General features: G+C 73.9%; 3 protein-coding genes. 1 reads left to right on the top strand and 2 read right to left on the bottom strand.

Going from position 1 to position 2849, the window contains the following annotated elements; genetic code table 11:
* Nucleotides 1-92 precede the first annotated feature (92 nt).
* Together ACFU7Y_RS42550 and ACFU7Y_RS42545 are read right to left on the bottom strand one after the other, a co-directional pair.
* A complete protein-coding gene (locus ACFU7Y_RS42550) occupies nt 93-926 on the bottom strand; it encodes a hypothetical protein (RefSeq protein ID WP_224285274.1) in 834 nt (277 codons plus the stop codon).
* A 59-nt stretch (nt 927-985) separates the two neighbouring features.
* Nucleotides 986-1981 carry a DUF4232 domain-containing protein gene (locus ACFU7Y_RS42545; RefSeq protein WP_380771815.1) on the bottom strand — a complete coding sequence of 332 codons (996 nt, stop codon included), beginning with the start codon at nt 1979-1981 and terminating at the stop codon, nt 986-988.
* 184 nt (nt 1982-2165) lie between these two features.
* On the opposite strand from ACFU7Y_RS42545, the gene ACFU7Y_RS42540 reads away from it, so the two are divergent.
* Nucleotides 2166-2732 (top strand): DUF6245 family protein, encoded by a 567-nt coding sequence (locus ACFU7Y_RS42540; RefSeq protein ID WP_224282415.1) that lies wholly within the window; start codon nt 2166-2168, stop codon nt 2730-2732.
* Nucleotides 2733-2849 lie beyond the last annotated feature (117 nt).

Below are 2849 nucleotides of genomic sequence, written 5' to 3'. Positions count from 1 at the left end.
GACGGCCGGGCACGCCACGGGGGAGCGTGCCGGGCCGTCGGGTCCCGCACCGGGCGCCCGGGTCGACCGGGCGGCAGGCGGTGCGGGGCGGGTCAGCGGGCGGACTCGTGGGCGAAGACGGCCTGGCCGATCGCCTTCTGCAGCGGGTTCAGGTGCTTGTCGACGAGGGTCTGGTAGTCGGTGGCGTGGCCGTCGGACCACTGGCCGAGGCCCGCGACCATGGCCCGGCCGGCGCCGGAGAACATCTGCACCATGCCGCTGTCCGGGGGCAGGGTGGCCAGGCCCGAGGCGGGCGGCGGGGCCTGGGCGCCGACCTGGTAGTCGTCGAAGGCCATGCTCAGCGTGGTGACCAGGTGGACGGTGTCCTTGGGGTCCGCCATGGTGAAGACGGCGAGGTTGTACTGGTTCTTGGCGCTGTCGGTGTACAGGGCGATCTGCTCGCCCAGGCAGCCCTTCGACGCGCGGATCAGCCCGATCAGCCGCGGGCCGACCGAGTCCGGTTCGACGCAGGAGTTCATGACGGTCGATCCGACCCTGGTGTAGACCTCGCCGCCGGCTACCGTCACCTGGGCGGGGAACAGCTGGTCGAGCGGCAGCAGGGAACCGTCCGGGGCCGCGGAGGCCCGGGACCCGGTGGCGGAAGCGGAAGCGGCAACGGAAGCCGAAGCGGACGGGGCCGCGGCGGCCGGGGTCCCGCTCTCCTCGCCGGAGGGGCGCAGCAGGGTGAAGGCGCCCGCGGTCAGTGCGGCGGCGGTGAGGGCGAGCGCGAGGTTGCGCGGCCAGACCCGCTTGGGGCCGGGCGGGGTGCCGGCGGGTCGGTGGAGGTTCTCCTCCTTGATGTCGGCCGCGCGGACGAAGTCCTCGTCCAGGGTGACGTTCCAGCGGGAGTCGTCGTCGGGCCGCTGGGCCGGATCGGTGTGGGACATACCGACGCACGATAATGATCATGATTACGGCACGGGACAACGGTCCGATCACAGTGCGGTCACAGTGCCGGGGGCGGCGACGGCTTGTCGTTCACGTCCTCCCTGGTCCAGGCGCCGGCGCCGAGGCGTCCGGTGGTGCCGAGGTCGAGTTCCGGGACGACCATCACGGGGGCCGCGTCGGGGGTGGCGCGCACCCGCACGTACGGGGCGTTGAGCGGCTCGCCGGCCTCGGTGGTGTTGCGCCACACCAGGGTGGCGCGGGCGCCCTCCCCCGGGCGCAGGTCGAACTTCCGCGGCGGGTCGTCGGCGCCGGTGCCGGTGGCGATCTCGGAGCCGCCGCGCAGGACGCGCACCCCGTCGAGGGGCCGGTGGTCGAGGTCGAGCGGCTGCACCTGCGGGTAGCCGTCGAGGGTGACGGTGGCGGTGCCGCAGTTGCGCAGGTGCAGGCCGACCGCGCGCAGACCCATCGCGGCGCTGCCCTCGTCGGCGTACAGCCGCAGGCCGGAGGGCGGGCAGGGGCCGTCGGGGCGGGGTGCCTCGGCGGTGGGCACGCTGCGGACCTTGAGGATCTCCGGCTTCGACGGACGGGTGCCGGGCCGTGCCTGGCCGGTCCGGGGTGGGAAGACGGGCTCGCCGAGCCGCGTCGGGGCCCCGGTCAGGTCGACGCTCCCCTTCTCAGTGGCCCCGGGGGCGAGCCCGGCGACGGTCCGGCTGAGGTTGTCCAGCGCGGACCCCTCCGCCGAGCGGAGGCTGAACACCACGGTGACGTCGTACGGTTCGCCGTTCGGGTTGGTCACCTCGTACTCGAAGCAGGTGGGGCCGACGGCGGTGATCCGCACCCCGCCCTGGGCGAGCCCTGTCGGCTGCGCGGCCCCGGGCGCCGTCGGCGTCGACGTCGGCGTGCCGCACGGCGCTGGGCTGCCGGACGCCTCCGCGCCGCCGCCCGCGCCCGTGGTCGCCACGGTGCCGCAGCCCGCGAGCAGCAGGGCGGCGGTGGCGGCGAAAGTGGAGTGACTGACCGTCAGCCTGGGGCGGTTCGAGGAGGTCTGGCGCATCGAGCGAGTCGATCACGCCCCGCGCCGGACGGCTGTGAGCGGCGTCACTTCGTGTGCAACAGACCTGCCACGGTCCGCGCCGTCGGCGGGCGGGAGAGGCGGGTCCGGGACGAAGCGGACCCGCTGGCGCACGGGCCCGGGAATTGGCCTCCCGTGCCCGGACCGGGACCGGTAGCGTGCCGATATGACAAACGATCACACCCCGGTGACGGTGGAACAGATCAGCAAGGCCCTGACCGCGTTGGGCTACTTCGACCACGAGATCACCCCGGCCGAGCACGCCGAGTTCGCGGCCCTCAACAACCACCCCGACATCTACCGGGTGCGGATGGTCAACGCCCTGCTGGGCTTCGCCCAGAGGGAGGCGATGTTCGCCGATGGGGTCGAGCTGGACGAGGAGAACCAGTTCGCTGCGGTCGGCGAGCAGATGAAGGCCGCCGAAGCCTGGGACGACATGATCCTGCAAATGGCCTTCACGGGCTGGCAGATCGCGCGGGCGATGATGCCGCTGCGGATCTACGCCCCGCTCGAGGAGAGTGGGCCGCTGCCGATGGCCGCCGTGCAGGCCGCCGAGGGGCTGCACGTCATGCTGGGCGCGCTCGGCGGGACCTACGCGGCGAGCGCGGCCGGCGACATCGAGGGCATCGCCTTCCAACTGGAGATGCAAAGAGCGGCCCGGGGGCTGCTGCAGACCGCCATCGACAACATCGACTCCGTGCTGGACGCGGCCGAGGCGGCCAACAACCAGTAGCCGCCCCCGGCCACCCGGCTGCCCGCCCGGGTGGCCGGGCAGCCGCCATCACGCCCGGCGGGGACCACCGGGCCCGGGGCCCCGGGCGGAGTCGTCCGCCCCAGCCGGTCATTCGCC

Source organism: Kitasatospora sp. NPDC057542 (assembly GCF_042801945.1).
GTDB lineage: Bacteria > Actinomycetota > Actinomycetes > Streptomycetales > Streptomycetaceae > Kitasatospora.
This window is presented reverse-complemented; position numbering and strand designations above follow the sequence as displayed.

Excerpts from the sequence above, each read along its gene's own strand:
- ACFU7Y_RS42550 (WP_224285274.1), bottom strand. The coding sequence starts at position 926 with ATGTCCCACACCGATCCGGCCCAGCGGCCCGACGACGACTCCCGCTGG.
- ACFU7Y_RS42545 (WP_380771815.1), bottom strand. The coding sequence starts at position 1,981 with ATGCGCCAGACCTCCTCGAACCGCCCCAGGCTGACGGTCAGTCACTCC.
- ACFU7Y_RS42540 (WP_224282415.1), top strand. The coding sequence starts at position 2,166 with ATGACAAACGATCACACCCCGGTGACGGTGGAACAGATCAGCAAGGCC.